The sequence below is a fragment of the Bradyrhizobium sp. genome, assembly GCF_017881085.1.
Taxonomy (GTDB): Bacteria; Pseudomonadota; Alphaproteobacteria; order Rhizobiales; family Xanthobacteraceae; genus Bradyrhizobium.
Genome location: NZ_JADGRI010000044.1, coordinates 1 through 23,244, shown reverse-complemented (window position 1 = coordinate 23,244; position 23,244 = coordinate 1). Strand labels below are relative to the sequence as shown.

23 protein-coding genes are annotated in these 23,244 nt (G+C 63.7%); 13 read left to right on the top strand and 10 right to left on the bottom strand.

Features of this window, described 5'->3' with window-relative positions; translation table 11 throughout:
• Positions 1 to 63: 63 nt before the first annotated feature.
• Both QZ213_RS06650 and phaC read right to left on the bottom strand, forming a co-directional pair.
• Positions 64 to 462, bottom strand: a complete 399-nt coding sequence (locus QZ213_RS06650) for an MAPEG family protein (protein WP_291685270.1) — start codon at positions 460 to 462, stop codon at positions 64 to 66.
• Positions 463 to 653: 191 nt separating this feature from the next.
• The gene (gene phaC / locus QZ213_RS06645; RefSeq protein WP_291685269.1) at positions 654 to 2,459 is read right to left on the bottom strand and encodes a class I poly(R)-hydroxyalkanoic acid synthase; all 1,806 of its coding nucleotides are present in this window, start codon (positions 2,457 to 2,459) and stop codon (positions 654 to 656) included.
• 274 nt (positions 2,460 to 2,733) lie between these two features.
• On the opposite strand from phaC, the gene QZ213_RS06640 reads away from it, so the two are divergent.
• From QZ213_RS06640 to QZ213_RS06605, 8 genes are all read left to right on the top strand, one after another.
• Entirely contained in the window at positions 2,734 to 3,021 is a 288-nt protein-coding gene (locus QZ213_RS06640; RefSeq protein ID WP_291685268.1) for a hypothetical protein, read from the top strand.
• 197 nt (positions 3,022 to 3,218) lie between these two features.
• Positions 3,219 to 4,439, top strand: a complete 1,221-nt coding sequence (locus tag QZ213_RS06635) for an LL-diaminopimelate aminotransferase (protein ID WP_291685267.1) — start codon at positions 3,219 to 3,221, stop codon at positions 4,437 to 4,439.
• A gap of 103 nt (positions 4,440 to 4,542) precedes the next feature.
• Positions 4,543 to 5,862 carry a homoserine dehydrogenase gene (locus QZ213_RS06630; RefSeq protein WP_291685266.1) on the top strand — a complete coding sequence of 440 codons (1,320 nt, stop codon included), beginning with the start codon at positions 4,543 to 4,545 and terminating at the stop codon, positions 5,860 to 5,862.
• 80 nt (positions 5,863 to 5,942) lie between these two features.
• Entirely contained in the window at positions 5,943 to 6,941 is a 999-nt protein-coding gene (gene glpX, locus QZ213_RS06625) for a class II fructose-bisphosphatase (protein WP_291685265.1), read from the top strand.
• 10 nt (positions 6,942 to 6,951) lie between these two features.
• Entirely contained in the window at positions 6,952 to 7,401 is a 450-nt protein-coding gene (locus QZ213_RS06620) for a GNAT family N-acetyltransferase (protein WP_291685264.1), read from the top strand.
• A gap of 54 nt (positions 7,402 to 7,455) precedes the next feature.
• Positions 7,456 to 8,175 (top strand): haloacid dehalogenase type II, encoded by a 720-nt coding sequence (locus QZ213_RS06615; RefSeq protein WP_291685263.1) that lies wholly within the window; start codon positions 7,456 to 7,458, stop codon positions 8,173 to 8,175.
• Positions 8,176 to 8,397: 222 nt separating this feature from the next.
• Positions 8,398 to 10,239, top strand: a complete 1,842-nt coding sequence (gene recJ / locus QZ213_RS06610; protein WP_291685262.1) for a single-stranded-DNA-specific exonuclease RecJ — start codon at positions 8,398 to 8,400, stop codon at positions 10,237 to 10,239.
• 28 nt (positions 10,240 to 10,267) lie between these two features.
• Positions 10,268 to 11,089, top strand: coding sequence for a glucose 1-dehydrogenase (locus QZ213_RS06605; RefSeq protein ID WP_291685261.1), 822 nt, complete (start codon positions 10,268 to 10,270; stop codon positions 11,087 to 11,089).
• Positions 11,090 to 11,104: 15 nt separating this feature from the next.
• Here the strand turns inward: QZ213_RS06605 and QZ213_RS06600 are convergent, their stop codons facing one another.
• The gene (locus QZ213_RS06600) at positions 11,105 to 12,340 is read right to left on the bottom strand and encodes a lytic murein transglycosylase (protein WP_291685260.1); all 1,236 of its coding nucleotides are present in this window, start codon (positions 12,338 to 12,340) and stop codon (positions 11,105 to 11,107) included.
• 54 nt (positions 12,341 to 12,394) lie between these two features.
• Positions 12,395 to 12,928 (bottom strand): MarR family transcriptional regulator, encoded by a 534-nt coding sequence (locus QZ213_RS06595; protein WP_291685259.1) that lies wholly within the window; start codon positions 12,926 to 12,928, stop codon positions 12,395 to 12,397.
• A gap of 127 nt (positions 12,929 to 13,055) precedes the next feature.
• On the opposite strand from QZ213_RS06595, the gene QZ213_RS06590 reads away from it, so the two are divergent.
• The gene (locus QZ213_RS06590; protein WP_291685258.1) at positions 13,056 to 13,535 is read left to right on the top strand and encodes a carboxymuconolactone decarboxylase family protein; all 480 of its coding nucleotides are present in this window, start codon (positions 13,056 to 13,058) and stop codon (positions 13,533 to 13,535) included.
• A gap of 100 nt (positions 13,536 to 13,635) precedes the next feature.
• On the opposite strand, the gene QZ213_RS06585 is transcribed toward QZ213_RS06590, so the two are convergent.
• Positions 13,636 to 15,204, bottom strand: a complete 1,569-nt coding sequence (locus tag QZ213_RS06585; protein WP_291685257.1) for a M23 family peptidase — start codon at positions 15,202 to 15,204, stop codon at positions 13,636 to 13,638.
• A gap of 89 nt (positions 15,205 to 15,293) precedes the next feature.
• On the bottom strand, positions 15,294 to 15,860 hold the full coding sequence (gene efp / locus QZ213_RS06580) for an elongation factor P (protein ID WP_291685256.1): 567 nt from the start codon (positions 15,858 to 15,860) through the stop codon (positions 15,294 to 15,296).
• Between the two features lie 703 nt (positions 15,861 to 16,563).
• Between efp and epmA the strand changes: the two genes are divergently transcribed.
• From epmA to QZ213_RS06565, 3 genes are all read left to right on the top strand, one after another.
• Positions 16,564 to 17,634 (top strand): EF-P lysine aminoacylase EpmA, encoded by a 1,071-nt coding sequence (gene epmA / locus QZ213_RS06575; protein ID WP_291685255.1) that lies wholly within the window; start codon positions 16,564 to 16,566, stop codon positions 17,632 to 17,634.
• Positions 17,631 to 18,749, top strand: coding sequence for a lysine-2,3-aminomutase-like protein (locus QZ213_RS06570; RefSeq protein WP_291685254.1), 1,119 nt, complete (start codon positions 17,631 to 17,633; stop codon positions 18,747 to 18,749). Before epmA ends, QZ213_RS06570 begins: the two co-directional genes overlap by 4 nt.
• Before the next feature lie 61 nt (positions 18,750 to 18,810).
• Complete coding sequence (locus QZ213_RS06565) at positions 18,811 to 19,095, top strand: hypothetical protein (RefSeq protein WP_291685253.1); 285 nt, start codon at positions 18,811 to 18,813, stop codon at positions 19,093 to 19,095.
• A 128-nt stretch (positions 19,096 to 19,223) separates the two neighbouring features.
• Here the strand turns inward: QZ213_RS06565 and QZ213_RS06560 are convergent, their stop codons facing one another.
• The 4 genes from QZ213_RS06560 to QZ213_RS06545 form a co-directional block, all read right to left on the bottom strand.
• On the bottom strand, positions 19,224 to 20,309 hold the full coding sequence (locus tag QZ213_RS06560; protein ID WP_291685252.1) for a 3-deoxy-7-phosphoheptulonate synthase: 1,086 nt from the start codon (positions 20,307 to 20,309) through the stop codon (positions 19,224 to 19,226).
• Positions 20,310 to 20,536: 227 nt separating this feature from the next.
• Positions 20,537 to 21,109, bottom strand: coding sequence for an HdeD family acid-resistance protein (locus tag QZ213_RS06555; protein WP_291685251.1), 573 nt, complete (start codon positions 21,107 to 21,109; stop codon positions 20,537 to 20,539).
• Positions 21,110 to 21,299: 190 nt separating this feature from the next.
• On the bottom strand, positions 21,300 to 22,337 hold the full coding sequence (locus QZ213_RS06550) for a PrsW family glutamic-type intramembrane protease (RefSeq protein WP_291685250.1): 1,038 nt from the start codon (positions 22,335 to 22,337) through the stop codon (positions 21,300 to 21,302).
• Between the two features lie 111 nt (positions 22,338 to 22,448).
• Positions 22,449 to 22,718 (bottom strand): hypothetical protein, encoded by a 270-nt coding sequence (locus QZ213_RS06545; RefSeq protein WP_291685249.1) that lies wholly within the window; start codon positions 22,716 to 22,718, stop codon positions 22,449 to 22,451.
• Positions 22,719 to 22,854: 136 nt separating this feature from the next.
• On the opposite strand from QZ213_RS06545, the gene QZ213_RS06540 reads away from it, so the two are divergent.
• A complete protein-coding gene (locus QZ213_RS06540; RefSeq protein WP_291685248.1) occupies positions 22,855 to 23,145 on the top strand; it encodes a DUF2061 domain-containing protein in 291 nt (96 codons plus the stop codon).
• The last annotated feature ends 99 nt before the right edge of the window (positions 23,146 to 23,244 follow it).

Here is a 23,244-nt window from a genome sequence, read left to right as displayed (position 1 = left end):
CCGTGAGTGTGGGAAACAAAATGCGTGGATGGCCGGGACTAGCCCGGCCACGACGCAGAGTGGTTAGAGAATCTGGAAGATCGCCAGCGCCAGCACGGCTTGCGCCAGGAAGCCGACGGTGAAGGCCAGGGTACGGAACACCGGCAGGCCCAGGGTGTAGACGATCAGATGCGCGACGCGGGACCAGAAATACACGGCGCAGGCGAGCGCCGTCCATTTCGTCGAATAATCGATCTGCGCCAGGATCAGCACCAGGGGCGCGAAGATGACGAGGTTCTCGACTGCGTTGTCGTGCGCGAACATCAGCCGCGTCGCCCATTCCGCATGTGGTTTGTCGTTGCGCGACGGATTGGCCATCGCGCCGGAGAGGCCTCGAACCTGACAGCGGTTGAGCACGTAGGGGATCCACAGCAAGCCGGTCAGAATGACTGTCGCCGTCAGCCAGAATAATTCGCGCGTCATCGGTTTTTTCCCCTCAATTCGAGTCTTTGAATCTCGTCCCGGCGGGACGGCCGGTTATAGCCCAGAGTCCGGCTCAACTACGTTGAATCGGACCCTGCCGGTACCTTTTTTATATGAGCTTGAGCGGCGGGCAAACGCATCGCGTTTGTTCCGGAGGGAAAGCCGGTTCCCACTTTGCGCGCAGCGTCGCGCTAGGCGCGGACCCGGACGTAGCTGCCGGGTGCGTCTTCGATCGGCGGCAATGCCTCGGTGCCGACCGCGCGTGCGGGCACCTGTTCGGCGTCGATGCTTTCAAGCCACTCACGCCAGTCGGGCCACCACGATCCCTTGTGTTCCTGGGCGGCCTTGAGCCAGTCCGAAAGCGAAATGTCCCTGATATTGTCGTTGGTCCAGAACTGGTACTTGCCCGACGCTGGCGGGTTGACGACGCCGGCGATATGTCCGGACCCGGACAGCACATATTTCACCGGCCCGCCGAAGAACTGCGAGCCGTAAAGCACGGAATCGGCGGGCGCGATGTGGTCCTCGCGCGTCGCCAGATTGTAGACCGGCACCTTCACCTTCGACAGGTCGAGCAGCGTATTGTCCAGCACCATGCTGCCGGTGGAGAGCCGGTTCTCCAGATAGCAGTTGCGCAGGTAATAGGAATGGTTCGCCGCCGGCATCCGCGTTGCGTCCGAATTCCAGTGCAGGAGGTCGAAGGAGGAGGGCGGTTGACCCTTCAGGTAGTTGCTGACGACATAGGACCAGATCAGATCGTTCGAGCGCAGCATGTTGAACGCCATCGCCATCTTGCTGCCTTCGAGCACGCCGGTTTCCTGCATGTCGCGCTCGAGCGCCGAGATCTGGTCTTCGTCGACGAACACCAGCAGGTCGCCGGCGTGGGTGAAATCGACCTGCGCCGCCAGGAATGTCGCCGAGGTCACGCGCACGCGGCGCTTTTCCGCGAGCCAGGCCAGCGTCGAGGCGAGCAGGGTGCCGCCGACGCAATAGCCCATGGTGTGGACTTTCATCTCGCCGGTGGCGCGCTCGATCGCGTCCATCGCCGCCAGCGGGCCGTCCTTCATGTAGTCTTCGAAGGTCTTGCCCCCGAGGCTCTTGTCCGGGTTGACCCAGGAAATCACGAACACCGTGATGCCCTGGTCGACGCACCACTTGATGAAGGATTTTTCCGGCTTGAGGTCGAGAATATAGAACTTGTTGATCCATGGCGGCACGATCAGGAGCGGCGTGCGCAGCACGTTCTCCGTCGTCGGCGTATACTGGATCAACTGCATCAAATCGTTCTGGAAGATCACCTTGCCCGGCGTCGTCGCCATATTGACGCCGACCACGAGGTTCGACGGGTCGGACTGGCGGATCCGCAGCGTGCCGCGTCCGGCCTCGATATCCTCCGCCAGCATCTTCATGCCGCGCACGAGGTTGTCGCCGTTGGACGCCAGCGTCTCGCGCAGGACTTCGGGATTGGTAAGCACGAAATTCGATGGCGCCAGCGCGTTGGTGATCTGCTGGACGTAGAATTCGGCCTTCTTGCGGGTGTGCGGATCAACGCCATCGGCGTTGCGCACCAGGTCCTGCGCCCATTGCGTGGTGAGCAGATAGAGCTGCAGCACGAAATCGAAGAACTGGTTCGACTTCCACTCGGGATCGCTGAAGCGCTTGTCGCGCGGCGACGGCTCGATCGCCGGTGGCGCCTGTTCACCGGCGAGACGCCGCACCGACGAACCCCACAGATCGAGATAGGCCTTGGCGATCTTCTTCTGCAGATCCGCCGACCGGTCGTTATCCGACAGCCAATATTCCGCCACCGCCGAGAAGGCCTTGACCACCTCGGTGAGCTCGCTGGGCGGCTTGTCCTGCACTTCGCCGCTCTCGCGCGGCTTTAGAAAAGCGGCGAGCGCCTGACCGCTCGTCTCCATCGCCCGCGCGAGATTCATCGCGAAGGCTTCGGGGTCGAATTTTCTTGCAACCTGGGTTTCAGTCGTGACGTCGCTCATGCCTGCAACACTATAGGTTCATTTCCGGTTCGTCACCGCGTTGATCGACAATGCGGCTGCGAAGTTAATCGCTGACGCGGGCGTGTTGCACTGCGACAAAGTTTCTTGGTTCGGCCATATTGAAGCCTCAGCGCTCCGATTTGTTGTTTGGGCTTTAATCGTTTCGGGCGACAATGGTTTGAACGGCAGCAATAGTTGATGAAATAAGCGTCAGGATGCTGCAAAAGCCGAACTGCAAAAGCTGAACCGGTGAAGTGGGGACTTCCTGAAATCGATGTCGATGGATCGAAACACGAGGGCGCTGGCCTTGGGAGCGCTGCTGTCGGCGCTTGCGCTGGGCGGCTGCTCGAGTTCGATCGCCGATATGCCGCTGGTCGGGACGCCTGCCGATGCGCCCGCGCGTCCGAAAGATACCGGCGCTTACCTTCCGGTTCATAATTTGCCGCCGGACCGCGAAGAGGCGGTGATCCCGCCGGCGGAACGGGCCAAGATCGAGAAGGAACTTGCGGCGGCGCGGGACCGCCAAGCCTCGGTAGCGGCCAAGGACGCCGCCGCAAAGTGACCTGACAACACTGGCGCAGCCGGGCGGCCGTGGTAAAAGAACCCCAATTCAACCGCAAATCAGGTCGAAGACACTCATTTTGCACCTGAACTCGCCCTAAATCATTGATTTAGCGTGATTTCTGGACGAAGCCGAGTCGGTTTCCAAGACGCACGAGTTCGGCGATTCTGCCCTGCCGGTTGCCGGAGCGAGGTCACATGGAAGAATTTTACCGCATCCGCCGCTTGCCGCCTTACGTATTCGAGCAGGTCAACCGGGCCAAGGCGGCCGCGCGGAATGCCGGCGCCGACATCATCGACCTCGGCATGGGCAATCCCGATCTGCCGACGCCCCCCCATGTCATCGAAAAGCTCAAGGAAACCCTGGGCAAGCCGCGGACGGACCGCTACTCGGCGTCGCGCGGCATTACCGGCCTGCGCAAGGCGCAGGCGGCCTATTACGGCCGGCGTTTCGGCGTCAAGCTCAATCCGGAGACCCAGATCGTGGCGACGCTGGGCTCGAAGGAGGGTTTTGCCAACGTCGCGCAGGCGATCACCGCGCCCGGCGACGTGATCCTGTGTCCGAATCCGAGCTACCCCATCCACGCCTTTGGCTTCCTGATGGCTGGCGGGGTGATCCGCTCGGTCCCCTCGGAGCCGACGCCGCAATTCTTCGAGGCGGTGGAACGCGCCATCATCCATTCGATCCCGAAGCCTATCGCGCTCGTGGTTTGCTATCCCTCCAATCCGACGGCCTACGTCGCGAGCCTCGATTTTTACAAGGATCTGGTGGCGTTCGCGAAGAAGCACGAGATCTTCATCCTGTCGGATCTGGCCTATGCGGAGGTCTATTTCGACGACAACAACCCGCCGCCCTCGGTGTTGCAGGTTCCCGGCGCGATCGATGTGACCGTGGAATTCACCTCGATGTCGAAGACGTTCTCGATGGCCGGCTGGCGCATGGGATTCGCCGTCGGCAACGACCGCATCATCGCGGCTTTGGCGCGGGTGAAATCCTACCTCGATTACGGTGCGTTCACCCCGATCCAGGTCGCGGCGACCGCGGCGCTGAACGGTCCTGACGATTGCATCCGCGAGATGCGCGATACCTACCGCAAGCGCCGCGACGCGCTGGTCGAATCGTTCGGCCGGGCAGGGTGGGAGATTCCCCCGCCGCAAGCCTCGATGTTCGCCTGGGCGCCGCTGCCTCCCGCCTTCCGCGGCGTGGGCAGCATGCAGTTCGCGACCCTGATGGTGGAGAAGTCCGGCGTCGTGGTTTCGCCCGGGGTCGCCTTTGGCGAGCACGGCGAAGGCTTTGTCCGGATCGCAATGGTGGAAAACGAGCAACGGATCCGCCAGGCCGCCCGCGGCGTGCGGCGCTTCCTTGAAAGCGGCATTGAAACGTTGCACAACGTGGTTCCTCTCGCCAACCGGCGTTAGGCATGATCCCGAAAAGCATGTCCCCGGGCTTGACCCGGGGATGGAGACGGTTTTCGGATCAGGTCATGCCTGGTCATAGTCTCTCCGGCAGGTCTTTTGCGTCATGGTCGCACCCCTGAAAGTGGGTATTGCGGGGCTCGGCACGGTTGGCGCCGAAGTGGTCCGCGTCATCGAGCAGCAGAGCCGAACCTTGTCGGCGCGCTGCGGACGCGGTGTGCGGGTCGTCGCCGTCACCGCGCGCTCGAAGGTGAAAAAGCGCAGCCTCGACCTGCGCGGCATCGCCTGGGCGAAAAGTCCGCTGGCGCTCGCCAGCGATCCCGGCATCGATTGCTTCGTCGAACTGATGGGCGGGTCCGGCGAGCCCGCGCTGTCGGCGATCGAGGCAGCGCTGAAATCCGGCAAGTCTGTGGTCACCGCCAACAAGGCGCTGATCGCCAGGCACGGGATCCGGCTGGCGAAGCTGGCGGAGAAGTACGGCGGGGCGCTGAATTTCGAGGCCGCGGTCGGGGCGGCGATCCCGGTAGTCAAAACCCTGCGCGAGGGTCTGGCGGGTACCGACATCAACCGCGTCTACGGCATCCTCAACGGCACCTGCAATTACATCCTGACCCGGATGGAACAGGAAGGCCTGTCGTTCGCCGAATGCCTGAAGGACGCCCAGCGCCTCGGTTACGCCGAGGCCAATCCGTCATTCGACGTCGACGGCCACGACACAGCGCAGAAGCTCGCCATCCTGGCGAGCCTCGCCTTCGGCACCAAGGTCGCGCAGAGTGCTGTCTATGTCGAAGGCATCTCCTCGATCGCGCCGGAAGATCTGCGCGCCGCCGAACAGCTCGGTTATCGCGTCAAGCTGCTCGGCGTCGCGGTGCGGACCGCGAAAGGCATCGAACAGCGCGTGCACCCGACCATGGTGCCGAAATCGTCGTCGATCGCGCAGGTGATGGGCGTCACCAATGCCGTGACCATCGACGGCGACGGCATCCCGCCGATCACGCTGGTCGGCCCGGGCGCGGGTGGGGCTGCGACGGCGTCGGCCGTGGTCGCCGATATCGCCGACGTCGCGCGCGGCATCCGCGCCAGGCCGTTCGGGCGTCCGGTGGACAAGTTGCGCGACACGCGCAAGGCGCCGATGGAGCGCCATGAGGGCGGCTATTATATCCGCCTGATGGCGCGGGATTTGGCAGGAACTGCCGCTACGATCGCCACGCGTCTTGCGGAACAGAAGATTTCCATCGAATCGATCGTGCAGCGCCATCCGGACGGCGTTGACGCCGCCAGCGCGAAGGGGAAGACTTCGCCGGTGCCCGTCATCCTGATTACCTACGCGACCAGCGAGGACGCCGTCTATCGCGCGCTGCAGGCGGTGCAGCGCGACAAGGTGATCACTGGCCGGCCGCAGGTGATACGGATCGAAAAGAACTAGCACGCGCTCCGAACGGATCGCGTTTCGAATGATTGGTAGCGGGCTGAAATACCCGTCGTGAAGTCTTAGGGAGTTTGCCGATGTCGACCCATATTTCCGTTCCGCCGCAATTGTTGCTGGAGCGCATTCTCACGCTCGAAATCGTGCGGGTGACGGAGCGCGCGGCGGTGTCGGCGGCGCGCCTGCGCGGCCACGGCAACGAGAAGGCCGCCGACCAGGCCGCGGTCGACGCCATGCGCCGCGAACTCAACAAGCTGCCGATCGAAGGCACCGTTGTCATCGGTGAGGGCGAGCGCGACGAAGCGCCGATGCTGTTTATCGGCGAGAAGGTCGGCATGAATGCCGGGCCGCAGGTCGATATCGCCGTCGATCCGCTCGAGGGGACCACGCTGTGCGCCAAGAACATGCCGGGCGCGATCGCGACCATGGCGATGGCGGACGGCGGCACGCTGCTGCATGCGCCCGACGTCTACATGCAGAAGATCGCGGTCGGCCCCGGCTACAAGAAGGGCGTCGTCGAGCTCGATGCTTCGCCTGCCGACAATGTGCGGCGGCTGGCCAAGGCCAAGGGGGTCGATGCGTCCGCCATCACGGTGCTGGTGCTCGATCGCCCGCGCCACTCGGATATCATCCAGGGCGTTCGCTCGACCGGGGCTGCGGTCCGCCTCATTACCGACGGCGACGTCGCCGGCGTCATCCATTGCGCAGACCCCGACAATACCGGGGTCGACATGTATATCGGCACCGGTGGCGCGCCCGAGGGCGTGCTGGCAGCTGCGGCGCTGCGCTGCATCGGCGGCCAGATGCAGTGCCGGCTGATCCTCGACACCGAGGAGAAGCGCGAGCGCGCCCGCAAAATGGGCGTCAACGATCCACGCATGATCTACGGCATCGAGGACATGGCGAGGGGCGATTGCCTGTTCGCGGCGACGGGCGTCACCACGGGCTCGCTGCTCTCGGGCGTAAAATTCCGCAAGGATGTCATCGAGACCGAGACCGTGGTGATGCGCTCGGTCACCGGCACGGTGCGCTACATCAAGGCCGAACACCGCCAGCTCGAAAAGTTTCACCTCGACTGAGGGCTGCGGCATGGCTGGCGAAACCGTCGTCAGACCCGTGCGACCGGGCGACCGCGACGCCTGGGAGCCGTTGTGGCAGGGCTACCTGACTTTCTACCAGGCCACGCTTGCCCCTGATGTCACCAATGCGACGTGGCGCCGGTTCTTCGATCCGCTCGAAGGTCTCGGCGCCTTGGTTGCCGCGCGCGACGGACGATTGATCGGCCTTGCCCACTATTTGCTGCACCGCTCCACCTGGGCGCCGGTATGCTACTGTTACCTCGAAGACCTCTTCGTCGAACCGTCGGTCCGCGGCAGCGGCGCGGGGCGCGCGCTGATTGCGGCAGTCGAGGCCGCCGCCCGCGACGCCGGCGCCAGCCGCCTCTACTGGATGACGCACGAAACCAACCAGACCGCGCAAAAGCTCTATAACCAGGTCGCGGAACGGCCGGGCTTCGTGCAGTACCGCAAGAAGTTTTGAATCGTCATTCCGGGTTCGATGCTAGGATGACAACAAGAAACAAGGGGAGCCAACATGTCCGATATTTCCGCGGTCAAGGCGCTGGTGTTCGATGTGTTCGGCACCGTGGTCGACTGGCGCACCAGCCTGATCGCGGATTTCACCAAATGGGGCGAGAAGCGCGGCATCAAGGCCGACTGGACCGCGCTGGTCGACGGCTGGCGCGCCGTTTACGCCGCTTCCATGGACGACGTACGAAAGCACCCCGAACGCGGTTATACCATTCTCGACATATTGCACCGGCAGTCGCTGGAAAAGCTGGTCGCGCAGCTCGGGATTTCCGGCTTGAACCATGCCGACCTGCATTATCTGACTCTGGGCTGGCATCGGCTCCATCCCTGGCCCGACAGCGTTTCCGGCCTGACGAGGCTCAAGAAAAAATACATCATCTCGCCGCTCTCCAACGGCAATGTCGCGCTTTTAACCAACATGGCGAAGTTCGCAGGGCTGCCCTGGGATCTCGTGATGTCGGCCGAACTGTTCGAGCATTACAAACCCGATCCCGAAACCTATCTCGGCGCGGCAAAACTGCTCTGCCTGCCGCCGGAACAGGTGATGATGGTCGCCGCGCACAACCACGACCTGAAGGCCGCCCAGAAACTGGGACTGAAAACCGCCTTCGTCGCGCGCCCGACCGAATACGGACCCTTGCAGAAGCACGATTTCGAGGCCAAGGGCGACTGGGATATCGTGGCGAAGGATTTTAACGGGATCGCCGAGCGGATGGGCTGCTAGGCCGACACGGAACGCTCTTACCGTCATCCTGGATTGCGAAGCCACGAAGCAAGCCAGCTTTCTTGCTTGCTGCGCTATCGATTGCTTCGCGTAGCCTGTCATATGGTCCCTCCTAGGCGGCACGACCAGCCGCCCGCGATCGGGGGATGACGGGTATAAGTCGGGACCCGCGCCCACGAATCATTGAACCCGCGGCGATCTGGCCTATTTGCTGCAGGTGTCATGACGCTTCCCGCATCCGCACTGCCTGTCGAAGCGCCCCTGGCGTTCCTTGGCGTGTCGCATTCCGCGACCGGGAAGCTGTGGCGCGATCGGCTCGACGCGCGCGGCGCAGCGCGCGCGCTGGCGATCGCGCAGCGCTATCAATTGCCGGAGATGTTGGCGCGGGTGCTGGCGGGGCGCGATGTCGCGATCGACGCGGTCGAGGATTTTCTCGACCCGACGATCCGCAAATTGATGCCGGATCCCTACACCGTGACGCAGATGGAGGCCGCCGCGAAGCGGATCGGGGATGCGGCGACGCGCGGCGAAAAAGTCGCGATCTTCGGTGATTACGACGTCGATGGCGCCACCTCGGCGGCGCTGCTAGCCTGGCACCTGCGCCATTGCGGACTCGATCCGCTGATCCACATTCCCGACCGGATTTTTGAAGGCTACGGCCCCAATGTCGAGGCCATCAACATGCTCGCTGGCAAGGGCGCGACACTGCTGGTGACGGTGGATTGCGGCACCACCAGCCTCGAGCCGCTAAAGGAAGCGCGGCGGCTTGGGATGTCGGTCGTCGTCATCGATCATCACCAATGCGGCGACGAATTGCCCGAGGTCGATGCGCTGGTGAATCCGAACCGGCCCGATGACCTTTCCGGCCTCGGCCATCTCGCCGCCGTGGGTCTGGTGCTGGTCACCCTGGTTGCAGTCAATCGCGAACTGCGCGCGCGGGGCTTCTGGTCCGCCGAAATGCCAGAGCCGGATCTCCTGGGCATGCTGCATCACGTGGCGCTCGGCACTGTCGCCGACGTCGCGCCGCTTGTAGGGCTGAACAGGGCCTTCGTCGCGAAAGGCCTGATCGCGATGCGGCGCCGCGATCATGTCGGCCACACCGCGCTGATGGACGTATCGCGGCTGAATGGCCCGCCCGAGGCCTGGCATCTCGGCTTCATGCTGGGGCCGCGCATCAATGCGGGCGGCCGGATCGGGCGCGCCGATCTCGGCGTGCGGTTGTTGCTGGAAGGCGACGTCTCGGAAGCAGCTGGGATCGCCGCCGAACTGGACCGGCTGAATGGCGAACGCCGCGTCATCGAGCAGATGGCGGAGGCGCAGGCCGAAGCCGAGGCGCTGGCTTCGCTCGGGCTGGAAGACAAGGGGTCCGTGATCGTCACGGCGTCGGAAGGCTGGCATCCCGGCGTGGTCGGCCTGGTTGCCTCGCGGCTGAAGGAAAAATTCTCGCGGCCAGCCTTTGCGATTGCGCTGGAGCCGGGCGGCATCGGCACCGGCTCGGGGCGCTCGATCGGTGGCGTCGACCTCGGCAAGGCGGTGCGGCAGGCGGTGAAGGACGGCTTGCTGCTGAAGGGCGGCGGGCACGCCATGGCCGCCGGCGTCACCTTGCGCAAGGAGAAACTGGCGGAGTTCCGCGCCTATATGGAAAGCGCGCTGGCCGCCGACGTGGCGGCCTCGCGCCATGTCAACGAGCTCTTCATCGACGGTGCGGTCAGCGCGCGCGCGGTGACGCCGGAACTGGCCGCGACGCTCAATCGCGCCGGTCCCTTCGGCAGCGGCAATCCCGAGCCCGTCATCGCGCTGCCGTCGCATCAGCTGGTCTATGCCGATGAAGTCGGGCAGGCGCATCTGCGCGTCCGCTTCAAATCCGGCGATGGCGCCATCGTCAACGGCATCGCGTTTCGCTCGATCGGGCAAAAACTCGGCAACGCGCTGATCCAGAATCGCGGACAACCCTTGCATGTCGCGGGATCGCTCGCGGTCGATCGCTGGCAGGGCAACGAGCGCGTGCAGTTGCGCGTGCTCGACGTCGCGGTACCGGATTTGGGACCAGCGATCATAAGATAGATCTTGGAAAGACGGGTTGGGAGCGCAAATGACAGGGCAGGTTCAAGGCAAAGTCGCATTGGTCACGGGCGGCGCATCCGGCATCGGCGCAGCGTGCGCCGAACTATTGGCAAGCGAGGGCGCCGCTGTTGCGGTGACCGATATCGACGAGCTCGGGGGACCCGAACTGGTCGCCGGCATCAAGAAAGCAGGTCACGACGCGATGTTTCTGCATCAGGACGTGACCAGCGAGGCGCGCTGGGTGGAAGTGGTGGCGGAGGTGGAAAAGCGCTACGGCCGGCTCGACATCCTCATTTCGAATGCCGGCATCGGTATAGCCGTGCCGTCGATCACGGATATGTCGCTGGAAGACTGGCGTCGGCAGACCGCGATCAATCTCGACGGCGTATTTCTCTCGGTAAAGCACTGCCTGCCGGCGATGCGCCGGAGCGGCGGCGGCGGTTCGATCATCATGATGTCGTCGCTCGCGGGGCTGCGCGGCGCGCCCGGCCTTTCCGGCTATTGCGCGACCAAGGGCGGGGTCCGGCTGTTCGCGAAAGCGATCGCGATGGAATGTGCGTCCGCCGGCGACGGCATCCGGGTCAACTCGGTCCATCCGGGGATCATCGACACACCGATCTGGGGCAAGATTCCAACGGAAGCGGCGGGACGCGGACAGAACGCGCCGATCGATCCCGAGGAACGCGCGAAACTGGCCACCCCGCTCGCGCGCGCCGGTCACGCTTCGGAAATCGCGCAAGGCGTCCTGTATCTGGCCTCCGATGCATCCAGCTACGTGACCGGAACTGAGCTGGTCATCGATGGCGGCATGAACGCGGGCGGGGCTGTGCGGCGGCCCGTTGGCTCGTAATGACGGGCGGCGCAGCTAGCCTCCCTGCCGCAACCGCGCCAGCACCTTCAGCCCGCCATAGCCGTCGGCGGGCTCGAGCCCCATCCTTACCTGATAATCCCTGACCGCCTTCATGGTGTCGTTGCCGACGCGGCCGTCGGTGCCGCCGGTGTCGAAGCCCGCTCTGGTCAATCGGACCTGCATTTCCTGCACTTCGGCGAGCGTCAGCGCGCGCTCGGAGCCCGGGAACGGCTGGAGGAAGGGCGGCGCGCCCAATATGCGGTCGCCGAGATGGCAGATCGCCAGCGCGTAATTCATCGACGGATTGTAGCTGCGCACGGAATAGAAATTAGGCCCCAGCAAGAAGGCCGGACCGCCTTGCACCGGAATCCACAGCTTCGCGCTGGCATTGGGCTGCAGGAACGGCTGGCCGTCGGCGCGCGAGACGCCGGCGCTCGCCCATGCCGCGTAGCTGCGATTGCCGCTGGAGGCGCTGCCCGGCGCGCGGACCTCATAACCCCAATGTTCGCCGCGGTGATATTTTCCGCGGTCGACCAGGTAGCGCGCAGTGGACCCGAGGGCATCGTCAGGCTTACCGAACGGCGACACCCGGCCGTCATGGTCGTAATCGATACCGACATTGAGCCAGACTTCCGGCATCCACTGGGTATGTCCCATCGCGCCGGCCCACGACCCCCGCATCTCCTCCGGCGTGCTCCAGCCGCGCTCGACGATCCGCAAGGCGTTGATCAGCTCGCTCTTCCAATAGGCCTTGCGGCGCGGTGCATTCCAGGCGAGCGCCGCCAGCGACGGAAACACCGGGCGCATGTGGTTCTGCTGCACCAGGGGATCGCCGAAGGCGGATTCGACGCCCCAGAGCGCCAGCAGCGTGCCGCGCTCGACACCGTAATCCTTTTCAATCCGTGCAAACAGCGCCTCGTGTTTCCGAAGGGCTTCCTTGCCGGCGATGATGCGCCAGTCCGAGACGCGGCGATTGACGTATTGCCAGATTTCCTCGGAAAACTCCGGCTGGTTCCCAATCTGATTGAACACGGACATGTCGGGTTCAACATGGCCCATGACGCGGTTCCAGGTCGCCTCGGAAATGCCCTTTGCCATCGCCGTCGCACGAAAGCCGTCGCGCCATCGATCGAAGCCAAGCGGTGCCGCAGCAAGCGCGCCGAGGGGAGACGCCAGCAGGGCGCCGGCCGCGAGGCCGGATCTCAGCAGGGTGCGGCGCGTCGGTCGGTTCAGGGAATCAGGCTGTTTCATTGGAGCAGTGTAGCGGCGCAGGCGATGGCGCGGCAGTGCCCTTCACTGCGGCAACTAGCCGTCCCGCTGCAGCTCCGCGGCGATCTTGGACAGCCAGCGCCGCACCGTGACCTCAGCCGTGGCGCTCAGCCCCGCTATCAACCGCCGTTCCAGCGCCATCGCGTGCCGCCGGCATTTATCAAGCAAGGTCAGGCCGCGGCGGGTCAGCGTCCACTGCAACAAGCGGCCGTGAACCGGGTGCGGCGTCTTCCGGATCGCGCCGGATCGTTCAAGGTTGCGGATGATGACGCCGACAGTCTGCGGGGTCAAAAGCGACACCCGGGCGAGGTCCGCGCCAGACAGGCCGGGATAGGCCTTCAGCATGGTCAGCACGACGAACTGCGGCGGCGTGACGCCGAGATCGGCGAGCGCCCGTTCCAGGGTCAGCCGTGCGGCGGCCTGGGCCTGCCGCAGCAAATAGGCGAGGTAGCCTTTTTCGCCGCGCTTGCCATGGCCCGGCGGTGGCGGGCGGACGCCGGCGCGATCGGGATTTCCGGTGGATTTTTTCCGGGTTCGGGAGGATTTTTTCACGGGCGCCGATTTTCGCATCGTGCTTGTTTTACGGTTCTCCGCTCTTCGAGGCAAACCCGATTTCGTCCCATCGAAGGTTCAATCTTGCACATGATATACGTGCCCTTATAATTTGTCAGAACACTTATAATAGGAGGTGATGAACGTGTCACATGCCCGCAGTCAGTACGAAGAGTTCAAGGCGCTGGCGCCGGACGCTTATGATACCGTTCTGGCGCTTGGCAAGATCGCCGCCAAGGCCGGCATCGACAAGCAGTTGCTGGAACTGATCAAGCTGCGCGCCTCGCAGATCAACGGCTGCGCGTTCTGCGTGCAGCATCACATCCTGCTGGGCGAGAGCCTCGGCATTCCCGTCGACAAGCTCAACCTCCTGGTGGTCTGGCGCGAGGCGCCGCTGTTTTCGCCGCGCGAACGGGCGGCGCTGGCGTGGACCGAGGCGCTGACCTTGTTGCCGGGCGGCGTCAGCGATGAGGTCTATGCAGGGGCGCGTGCGGCGTTTTCCGAGAAGGAACTGCTCTACCTCACGTCGGCGATCGCTTCGATCAATGTCTGGAACCGGTTCGGCGCGGGCTATCGCTGGACCCCGGCGGCGCGGCAAGAGGCGGTTGCGGCGGCGGCGTCGTAGCGATTAGAGTCTCGATTCTGACTAAATCAGAAACGAAGCTCTAGTTTTTATTGACGCGTTTTCTTTACGCGGAACGGTATCCACTTCGCTTGAAAACGCTTTAGTTATCGCCGCTTTCCGTCGTGCTGTGGGAGGCGGCGTCCTCCGGCAGCGCATGCGCCACGGTCGGCGCGGCGGCGACTTGCGGCCCGATCTCGCGGCCGCGCCCGCGGATCAGGCGCTCATAGGCCGAAATCAGCGTGACGTAGGGATTGACCCAGATCCACCCGTCGCGCGTGAACACCTGCACGTCGAAATGCAGGTGCCGGCTGGTGCCATTGGGATGGTCGAGATAGTTCGATACCACGCCGATCTTTTCGCCCTCGTCCACGCTGCGGCCGTTCAGCACGCCGTCGGCATCGAGCGCGGCCGGATTCATGTGCATATAGCGAAAGCGGATGTGTTCGGTGCTTGTGTTGACCTGCAGCGTGACCGCCTGCTGCTTCGGCGCGCGGATGATGACGCCGTCGCGGACGGCGACCAGCGGTTGCTGCTTGGGGTCGCAGCGTTCGGCGCCCTCGGTATTCGCGGGACACGGCGCCGGACGGACATCCTCGCCCTGATGGCCAAAGCCGCCGGGGCACTGGCCCACACTAAAGCTGCGGGCTTCGCAAAAATTGTCCCGCCAGGGATAGCTGGTTTTTGCGCCGGCCAGTTCGTCCGGCGGCTTGTCGCTCGATCTGCGACCCCTGAATTCCTGCGAATGGACAAAAGCGATCGGTCTTTCCAGCGGAAATCGAATTTGCGAATAGGCGATCAAATCGGCGCGGCCGCCTTGTTTGCGCAAGCCTGAATTGGCGATGATATCGCCGCTCGGGCGATAGGTGAAATCAGGCGAGCGTTCCGCCGGCCGCCCGGAAATCACGGCCGAAAGATCCGTTCTTGGCCGCATGGGCAGGCCGCCGGCGACATGCAGCGCTTTAAGGAAACGCTCGGCGACGGGATAAGCCTCGCGGCAGGCGAGCCGCCGCGCCCGCGGCGTCGAGTCGAGGCACTGGATGGACACCACATAGGGAACGCCGAAGCGGGTGAAGGCGTAGCGCACAAAGCCTTCCCGGATGAAGCGGCGCAGGTCGGGGAACTGCACCGACAATGCCTTGACCGGTTCACCCTTGCCGCCGAAGGGATCGTCGATGTCGTAGATCAGAATCGAGCCGGTGATCTGGACCTCGACCGGCCTGGCAAAGGTTCGTTGCGGCATGCCATCGCCGGCGCCGGGCTCCAGCGAAAACACCGCGCTATAGCCGGCGGGCCCGGCGTCAAACATATCGGCGGCGCGGAAGTCGGCCTGATAACGCGACAGCGAGAGGCTGGCCGGCGCGCCGTTCGACCGGGCGTCCAGGAACGCAGCGGTGTCGAAGGGCAGAAGCACCGGCACAGGGCTGCGCCCGATGCCGGTAAAGATTGGCGCGGTCACCGCGTTCAACTGCAGCAGCGCCGGCATCGAACGCGGATCGGACGTGGGCAGCCGGTAGCGGCGGGTCAACGTAAAGGCGGGCACCCCGGCGGGCCGGGTATCGATCTCCGACCGCAGTTGATCGAGCGCAGCGCGCCAATCGACCCGGACCGCCGAGATCGCGGGCGTCCTGAATTCATCGGCGGCAGGCGCAGCGGTGCCCGCGATGACCAAAAAGAAAGATGCCAGCAGTGCGACGGACCGGACAGCTCTCGCTCTCGTACCCAATTCGTCGCCCCCCGGCGCCAATCAACCCCGCGATCTTAGTCCTTTGCGCGTTCGACGTAAGAGCCGTCTTCGGTCATGATCACAATTCGCGTTCCGACGCCGATGTGCGGCGGCACGGCGGTACGTACGCCGTTGGAGAGGATCGCTGGCTTGTAGGAAGACGATGCGGTCTGGCCCTTGGTGACCGGTTCGGTGTCCACGACTTCCAGCGTCGCGCGTTGCGGCATCTGGATCGCCACGGGAAGCACGCCGTGAAGCGACAGCTTCACCTGCATGTTTTCCTGCAGATAGGGCGCGGCCGAGCCGATGACATCCTTCGGCACCATCACCTGATCGTAGGTTTCGGTGTTCATGAAATGGAAGCCATCGGCATCCTCGTAGAGATAGTTGAAATTGTGATCCTCGATAGTCGCCTTCTCAACCTGGTCCGTGGTCTTGTAGCGCTCGGAAATCTTCACCCCGTCGCTGATCCGGCGCATTTCGATCTGGCTGACCGGCGTTCCCTTGCCCGGATGGATGTTTTCGGCGGTCAGGACCACGTAAAGCTTGCCGTCTTGCTCGATGACGTTGCCCTTGCGAATAGAACTGGCGATGACTTTCAAAGCTGTTTTCCTGATGTTCTGGCCCGGGACCGATCAGGATATGGGCATCCCGAGGCCGGCGAAGCGGTTTCGGGCTGCAACATACTGATTTTGCCGGTGGATGCCAGCGTTTTGCGGGCTTTGGATCGCTTGCGCATTGGTCCAGCGAATCCCGGTCCTTCGGGTCCCGATGCATCGCTTTTGACGCCGCCGAATTGAAAAAATAATCCCGGGCCAGGTCTCCAAGGGGCTTTGTGGTCGCGGGCAAGAATTGGTACCCCTTCCTATGGTGCAGAAAGAGTGTGGCGTAACCCGCTCCCAGCTTTGCATTCGCACCAGCCATTGGCTGTCAGGGCTAAATCAAAATCCGGCCGGATAACCCGCAACATCGTTGCCCTCGCCGGGATTCAGAAGAAATCCATGCCGATGCGCCCTTGAAGGTCCAGAATTGGTAAAGAAGTCCCTCATCTTTCAGGTCTTTGGAATACTGTGCCACGCGCGAGGTTTGGTCGGGCGATACAAGACGGTATTCGGCGCGGAGCTTGAAAACCGGCCCCGCGACCGTCGGCACGAGCCGGCGCCGCGATGCCAAGCAGCAGCAGAATCCATATTCGGAGTGGTCTTTGATCGAACATGACTTGATTCCGGGCTCACGGTTAGTCATCGAAATGGCGCCGGTGGTTCAGGCCGGCAGGCGGATGACACAGCAACAGAAATGCCAGAGATGACCGAGAGCCCCATAGGCAAGACCACCGACGCGCCGTCGCCATGGTGGGCACCTGCGCGGCACGCCGATATCAGGCCGTTTCTGATGGCGAGGGCCGCGGTTACCAGGGCAATCAGGGCATGGTTCGACGAGCAGGGGTTTTTAGAGGTCGAAACCGGGATTTTGCAGGTTTCGCCGGGGAACGAGATTCACCTGCATGCGCCGTGCACCGAGCTCAGGCGCGCCGACGGGAGCCGTGCGACGCGCTATTTGCGGACCTCGCCGGAATTCGCCGCCAAGAAACTGCTGGCGGCGGGCGAGCCGCAGATCTTCGAGTTTGCGCGGGTGTTTCGCGACCGCGAACGCGGCGACCTGCATCTGCCCGAGTTCACCATGTTGGAATGGTACCGCGCCGGCGCGGGCTATGATGCCGTCATGACCGACAGCGTCGTCGTCATTGCCCATGCCGCGCAGGCAACCGGCATCGGGCAATTTTCCTTTCGCGGCCGGACCGCCGATCCGTTTGCCGAGCCGGAACTGTTGACCGTCGCTACCGCTTTCGAGCGCTTCGCCGGAATTGACTTGCTTGGCACGGTTGTGGATGGCAAAGGCGACCGTGCGCGGCTGGCCTCCGCGGCGGAGCAAAGGGTACGGGTCAGCGATGACGACACCTGGTCGGATATCTTCAGCAAGGTGCTGGTCGCGCATGTCGAACCGAAGCTGGGGCAAGGGCGTTTGACGATATTGTTCGACTATCCGGTTCCGGAAGCGGCGCTGGCGCGCGCGAAGCCGTCCGACCCGCGCGTCGCCGAACGTTTTGAGATCTATGCCTGCGGTGTCGAGCTTGCGAACGGGTTTGGCGAACTGACCGACGCGCGCGAACAGCGGCTTCGCTTCATGGAGGCGATGGACGAAAAGCAGCGGCGCTACGGCGAGCGCTACCCGCTCGACGAGGAGTTTCTCGCCGCGGTCGCGGCAATGCCGGAGGCGAGCGGCGTCGCGCTCGGCTTCGACCGGCTGGTGATGCTGGCCAGCGGCGCAATCAGGATCGATCAGGTGGTGTGGACGCCGCCCGCGGGTGATGCATGAGCAATATCGATTTCAACAAGAGTCATGTCAGTTTCAAGCCGACTGCGGCGTTGCGTGACCCCACCGAACTGGTGGCGCACGGCCTTGCGTCCGTCGCCGATCTTCCCGATCTGGAAAAGGTCGCGGCGCGCTATGCGATCGCGGTGACGCCGGCCATCGCCGCGCTGATCGACCCCGACGATCCCAACGATCCGATTGCGCGGCAGTTCATTCCAAGCGCCGCGGAATTGGTGACCGGGGAGGGCGAGAACGCCGATCCGATCGGCGATTACCCGCATTCTCCGGTCTCGGGCATCGTGCATCGCTACCCCGATCGGGTGCTGTTTAAGCTGGTGCAGGTCTGCGCGGTCTATTGCCGGTTCTGTTTCCGCCGCGAAATGGTCGGTCCGGGCAAGGGGACCGCGCTCTCGCAGGGCGCGTACGATAATGCGCTTGCCTATATCCGCGCGCATCCGGAAATCTGGGAAGTCATCCTGACTGGCGGCGATCCCCTGATGCTGTCGCCGCGGCGACTCGGCGAGATCATGGCCGACCTCGCCGGCATCGATCACGTCAGGATCATCCGGCTTCACACCCGTGTGCCGGTCGCCGAACCTGCGCGCATCAGCGCCGAGATGATCGAAGCCTTGAAGGTCGAGGGCGCAACCACCTGGGTTGCGTTGCACGCCAACCATGCCCGGGAATTGATCGGCAAGGCCCGTGCCGCCTGCGCCGATATCGTCGATGCGGGCATCCCGATGGTCAGCCAGTCGGTGCTGCTGCGCGGCGTCAACGACAATGCGGCGGCGCTGGAAGCCCTGATGCGGGCCTTCGTCGAATGCCGCATCAAACCCTATTACCTTCATCACGGCGATCTCGCGCCCGGCACGGCGCATCTGCGCACCACGCTCGAGCACGGTCAGGAGCTGATGCGAAGCCTGCGGGGGCGGGTCTCCGGATTATGCCAGCCGGACTACGTGCTCGACATTCCCGGCGGCCATGGGAAGTCGCCGGTCGGCCCCTCCTATCTGTCCCCGGCAAATTCTTTTCCGGGGGAGCGTGAAGTGACTGCGGAAACGCGCTATCGTATCGTCGACTATTGCGGCGACGTTCATCTCTACCCTCCGAAGCCATGATTGACAGATGACAGGTCAGGGAAGCGAAGCGCCGACCCGCCGGAAGCCTGGGAGGAGCAAGATGAAAGAAATGCCCAAGAGAAAAATTGCGACAAGATTGATCGCGACAATGGCGCTCCTGTTCCTGATCGGCGGCCCGGCCGCGTTGGCGCAGACTGGAGGCGGCGCCGGCTCGCCGGGCGCTGCAAACCAGCCCGCGCCCGGTCGCGAGGCCCCGATTGGGCACCGGCAACCGCGCGCCGACCAGCTGCCCTCGGAGAAGAACCTGAGCGATCCGAATAATCCGGCGAACAAGGAAGACCAGGCCCTCGACCGCAAGATCAAGAGCATCTGCCGAGGCTGCTAGAGAACGCCGGCGGCATCAGGGCACCCGCTCGGCACCGCTGGGTTAACAGCCCGAGCGTTCTCAAGCGACAGCCTGCCTCCGCACGTGATGCGGGGCGGTTCGCTCAAAGAGAAGGCGAAGACAACAGCTCAAGCCGAACGTTCCCGGAATTTGCCACGCTGCCCGTCCCGTCGCGCCGCAACGGCATCGGCCAGCAGGTTCAGTGCCGGCACGGTCGTCTCCCAGTCGATGCAGCCATCGGTAATGCTCTGCCCATAGGTCAGCGCCGTGCCCGGCAGCACTTCCTGGCGGCCCGCGACCAGATTACTCTCGATCATGACGCCCATGATGCGCGGCTCGCCGCCGGATATCTGGCGGGCGATATCGGCCACCACCTTTGGCTGGTTCTCCGGCTTCTTGCTGCTGTTGGCGTGACTGGCGTCGATCATGACTCGCTGATCCACGCCTGAACAGGCCAGTTCGGCCGCGGCGGAATCAACGCTTGCCCCGTCATAGTTCGGTTGGCTGCCGCCACGCAGAATGATGTGGCAATCCGCGTTGCCGGTCGTCGCTGCGATCGCCGAACGTCCGCCCTTCGTGACCGCCATGAAATGGTGCGGATGCGATGCCGACTTCACCGCATCGGCGGCGATGCGCACATTGCCGTCGGTCCCGTTCTTGAATCCGACCGGGCAAGACAGTCCGGAAGCGAGCTCGCGATGAATTTGGCTCTCCGTCGTACGCGCGCCGATAGCCGCCCACGCCACGAGATCGGCGATGTATTGCGGGGTCGTGAGATCGAGGAACTCGGTCCCGGCCGGCAGACCGAGATTGTTCACGGCCGAAAGCACGTTTCGGGCAAGACGCAGGCCCTTGTTGATGTTGAAGCTGCCGTCGAGGTCCGGATCGTTGATCAGTCCCTTCCACCCCACCGTCGTGCGCGGCTTCTCGAAATAGACGCGCATGACGATCTCGAGCCGGTCGGCCAGCCGTTCGCGCAAGGCGACGAGGCGCTCGGCGTAGTCCAGGGCCGCGATGGAATCATGGACGGAGCAGGGACCGACGATGACGAGAAGGCGATCGTCCGTTCCGTTGAGGATCGATTTGACGGCGTTACGCGCTGCCATCACGACACGGGTCGCGGTCAGGGTGCGAGGTATTTCGCGCATCACCTCGTCCGGGGTACTCAGCTCTTTCAGTTCTTTTATTCGAAGATCGTCGGTGGTGCTCAACACGGCGGTGGCTCCTGTTTTCGAGAACCTGCCGGCCAAAAAAAAGCCGCCAGGTCTGGCGGCTGTTCGGACTTCCTGCTGCAATTTTTCAGATTGAGCGCGATCCTCCCGCCGCCAGCGAGCTGTCGAAGCTGAAATACCAAAAATAGCTGGTGGCGACGGTGATCATGGCGCCTCTATAGCGCACACATTCCGGCTTGTCATCCCTGAAATCGGGCCGGCCGCCCGGTTCAAGCCTTGCGTGCGGCGAGCGCCACGCCGATCAGCGACGCGCCGCCGAACAACAAATTGATGCCGACCAGAAGGCCGATCGCCCATTCGGCCGAGCCCGGAAGCCCGGTGATGATCATCGCCGATATCAGGATGTCCAGTATCCCGGAGAACAGCATCCAGCTCCAGCGCTCGGACAGTTCGCGGCGATGCTCCAGCGCATACATGATGGTCGCGACGCCTTCGGCCAGGAAATAGGCGCCGATCACGATCGTCAACGTGAGCACGCCCTGCGCGGGCCTGGTCAGCAGGATGAGGCCGGCGCCGACGGCGAGCGCGGCGGAGAACAGCGACCACCAGAAGCCCGGCATTTGCCGTGCCCAGAACGTCATCGCCAGTCCCGCGACGCCTGAGATCAGGAACATCCAGCCCAGGAAGATCGTGAAGGCGAGGCTCGCGATCAACGGCGCGATCATCGCCGCGGGGCCGAGGACGGCGAGCAGGATGCCTTCGATCAGGAAAGCCTTCCAATGCTCGTGCACCGCGGCGCGCATTTCGGTTTGTAGCCTGGTGATGTCCTGGGGAAGGGTCATTGAAAGTCTCCCGATGCCGGTAACGCAGCATAACGCCCTGACGTGACGCCGCAATATAGCGTGCGCCGACCCCGCAAGGCTAACTTTGTTCGCAGGTGGGGTGCGCATCAAGGAGCGTTTTGTCGGGAAAGCACGTCAAACCAGCAATCCGGAACCTTTCCATTTCGATTCTGATCGAATTGGAAAGTCTCTAGCCCTGACCCGGCGCGGATGAAAAGCCCGAGGCCGTGGTGCGTATCCGGTTGCGACCGAGAATGTAGATCGCCGTGGTCACCAGCAACAGCGCGCTGCCGACCAGGATGGAAGTAAGGCCGATCGGAACGAGAATGAGCGCCACGTTGCGTTCGGGATTGACCAGCCAGTGGTGAATCGAGGTCAGCACGAAAGTCAGCCCGATAAATCCGGCGCCGCCGCCGGCCACCAGAAGCGCCCACATCCGCCGCAACTGGGTCAGCCGCGCGCGGGCGATGTCGGTGCGCGGGGCCTGATGGCGGCCGACCCGTCGCACCAGGCGCACGGCGAAGGCGATCGATGAGAATCCGATCAGCACGCTGACCATTCCCAGCATCAGCCTTGTGTTTGAACCGATATCGGAGTTCTGCTGCAACGTCAGCAGCGGGAAATCAAAACCCGAATGCAGCGCCACCGGTCCCAACAACATCAGAACGCGGCTCGAGGTCCGGGCCCAGTCGCGATGATGACGATGCGCGCCAAGCGCCGTGCCGGATCGGCCGAGCGCGAGATAGGCGCCGGCGATGACGCCGAGCGCGCCGTGGAACGGCACGGTCAGGACGCTGCGCAACGCGGCCAGCGATCGCCACATCTCCGCGTGCTGCACGAGATAAGCGAGGTTTTCGTAGGCCGCGAAGCCGAGTCCCGCCGCCGCGCCATAGACCACCGTGTCCATCGGGTCCGCGAACGACCGCCGTCGCGCCGAGACCGCGACGATGACGAGAATTTTGACGGCCTCCTCAGGCAGCGCCACCCCGAATACCGAATGCAGGATCTGCGCGACCCAGGGATTTTCGGGGGCTGCGAGGATCTTGGCGAACGGCGCCCGCGCCAGGCCGAGCAGAGAAATGCTGGCGGCGCCGAGGAAGAACGCGGTCCAAACCTTGGCGGGCGGCCCGGGGCGCTCGCCGGCGGCGATCACGAGCCACAATATCAGCAGCGCCGGCGCCACCGCGGCTGTTCCGATCGCGGTCGGAAGGGAGGCGAGAAGATTCATTGGGGCGGCAGATATGCCATTATTTCTCGGTTATCTACTGTTGCAGACGTATGGTGCGGCGGCAAGTCGCGGGCGGGCGGTGCCCGAACCAGCTCGGCCGGGCCGGGCCGCTCAACAGCCGTGGCAGATATTTTTCAGTCGCGCATTCACGCGCGCCTCTTCGGTACTGATTGAATCCACATATTTTGTAGCATCGACTTTCGAAGGCGGAACCGCGCGCAGCCGCGGCTTGGCGGTTGCGGATGCCGTGGCCGGCGCGGCGGCCTTGTCATAGCAGGCGAGCCTCGCGTCCGGATTCGAGACTGACTTGCAATCCGGTGTCTGTGCGATTGCGGTCCCGCACAGCACGCAATTCGCGACGAGAACGGCGAAGGATTTCATTTCAGCCCCTTATTCCGCCGATGGAACCTGGCGAGGAATGTCATCGTTCTACGATTTTTGAAACAAATCAACGAGATTGCTGCGCTTCTTCGCGCAAATTGCATACAACCACAGGCCATGTATTGGTGTTTCCGACATGCTGCGGCTGCAAATAGCTGGCGGCCGCACGATAAGTTCTATCGTCGACGAGATGGAGGCGCGCCGGGTGGTTCTACTTCGCGGAGCAGAGACACATACGCGGTCGGTTCTCAAGGCTGTCAGTTGGCGCACCCTGGGAACGCTCGACACGTTTGCGATCAGCTGGCTCTTGACGGGCAGAGTCGAAATCGCCGGCTCGATCGCCGGCCTCGAGATCATCACCAAGATCGCATGGTATTACCTGCACGAGCGCATCTGGGCGGCGATCCATTGGGGCCGGCGTCACTGAGCCGGACTCGAGGCAGCGCCAGCGATGATCATTCCGCCAGCAGGCGCCGGCAGGCCTCGACAAAGACCTGGGCGCCCGTGACGATATCGGCGTCCTCGG

Coding starts and splice junctions, on each gene's coding strand:
- QZ213_RS06640 (WP_291685268.1), top strand. CDS start 2,734: ATGTCGATGGATCGAAACACGAGGGCGCTGGCCTTGGGAGCGCTGCTG.
- recJ (WP_291685262.1), top strand. CDS start 8,398: ATGACGCTTCCCGCATCCGCACTGCCTGTCGAAGCGCCCCTGGCGTTC.
- QZ213_RS06540 (WP_291685248.1), top strand. CDS start 22,855: ATGCTGCGGCTGCAAATAGCTGGCGGCCGCACGATAAGTTCTATCGTC.
- QZ213_RS06570 (WP_291685254.1), top strand. CDS start 17,631: ATGAGCAATATCGATTTCAACAAGAGTCATGTCAGTTTCAAGCCGACT.
- QZ213_RS06555 (WP_291685251.1), bottom strand. CDS start 21,109: ATGACCCTTCCCCAGGACATCACCAGGCTACAAACCGAAATGCGCGCC.
- epmA (WP_291685255.1), top strand. CDS start 16,564: ATGACCGAGAGCCCCATAGGCAAGACCACCGACGCGCCGTCGCCATGG.
- QZ213_RS06630 (WP_291685266.1), top strand. CDS start 4,543: ATGGTCGCACCCCTGAAAGTGGGTATTGCGGGGCTCGGCACGGTTGGC.
- QZ213_RS06595 (WP_291685259.1), bottom strand. CDS start 12,928: ATGCGAAAATCGGCGCCCGTGAAAAAATCCTCCCGAACCCGGAAAAAA.
- QZ213_RS06605 (WP_291685261.1), top strand. CDS start 10,268: ATGACAGGGCAGGTTCAAGGCAAAGTCGCATTGGTCACGGGCGGCGCA.
- phaC (WP_291685269.1), bottom strand. CDS start 2,459: ATGAGCGACGTCACGACTGAAACCCAGGTTGCAAGAAAATTCGACCCC.
- glpX (WP_291685265.1), top strand. CDS start 5,943: ATGTCGACCCATATTTCCGTTCCGCCGCAATTGTTGCTGGAGCGCATT.
- QZ213_RS06565 (WP_291685253.1), top strand. CDS start 18,811: ATGAAAGAAATGCCCAAGAGAAAAATTGCGACAAGATTGATCGCGACA.
- QZ213_RS06615 (WP_291685263.1), top strand. CDS start 7,456: ATGTCCGATATTTCCGCGGTCAAGGCGCTGGTGTTCGATGTGTTCGGC.
- QZ213_RS06650 (WP_291685270.1), bottom strand. CDS start 462: ATGACGCGCGAATTATTCTGGCTGACGGCGACAGTCATTCTGACCGGC.
- QZ213_RS06635 (WP_291685267.1), top strand. CDS start 3,219: ATGGAAGAATTTTACCGCATCCGCCGCTTGCCGCCTTACGTATTCGAG.
- QZ213_RS06620 (WP_291685264.1), top strand. CDS start 6,952: ATGGCTGGCGAAACCGTCGTCAGACCCGTGCGACCGGGCGACCGCGAC.
- QZ213_RS06550 (WP_291685250.1), bottom strand. CDS start 22,337: ATGAATCTTCTCGCCTCCCTTCCGACCGCGATCGGAACAGCCGCGGTG.
- QZ213_RS06545 (WP_291685249.1), bottom strand. CDS start 22,718: ATGAAATCCTTCGCCGTTCTCGTCGCGAATTGCGTGCTGTGCGGGACC.
- QZ213_RS06600 (WP_291685260.1), bottom strand. CDS start 12,340: ATGAAACAGCCTGATTCCCTGAACCGACCGACGCGCCGCACCCTGCTG.